Origin of the sequence: Bartonella sp. AA83SXKL, assembly GCF_042196965.1 — a bacterium.
Taxonomy (GTDB): domain Bacteria; phylum Pseudomonadota; class Alphaproteobacteria; order Rhizobiales; family Rhizobiaceae; genus Bartonella.
In genome coordinates this window covers 1-524 of record NZ_JBHIRG010000357.1, presented here as the reverse complement: position 1 = coordinate 524, position 524 = coordinate 1, and the positions used below count along the sequence as shown (strand labels likewise).

The following is a 524-nucleotide window of genomic DNA, read 5'->3' as shown; positions in this document are numbered from 1 at the left end:
CATTGTACCTCTTGGGATTTTAAATACAGTGCGCGTGATGAAGCAGGTGCAGCCAATGGCTTAGAAACAGATGTGGGAGACGACCAAAAAGCCGCGGCTGATGCACGAGAACCAGAAGAGATTGATGATGATGAAAACTTTATCCATATGGATAACAGTGACAGAGCATCATCATCTGAATCAGAAAAAGCAGAAACAACACCTGAGAAAGAAGAAGAAGACAAAGAGAAGAAAGGCGGTGTTATTGCAAACTATCACGATATTCGCACTGGTGAAAAAAAAGAAGTCAAGGTTGGTAACCCACCGTTTCATGAACTCAAATACACCTACCACAATCAATCAGAAGCTGTTGCGGCCATTGCTGCTTATCGCAACAAATCATCTCGTGGCAAATCTTCTTTCTCATGTGATATTGGTGGTGATCCCTTTGTACAAGCAGAAGCAAAGCTTGTTCAAGAGCCCCCTTTCCGCCCCTATATTCCAGCAGAATGGCGTATCAAAAGTGTTAAGCACAAACTTGATAA

The 524-nt window shown here is 42.7% G+C and carries 1 pseudogene; it reads left to right on the top strand.

Annotation, left to right across the window (positions count from 1 at the left end):
- Nucleotides 1–524 (top strand): annotated as a pseudogene (locus ACFINO_RS11605) (late control protein); the annotation flags it as partial.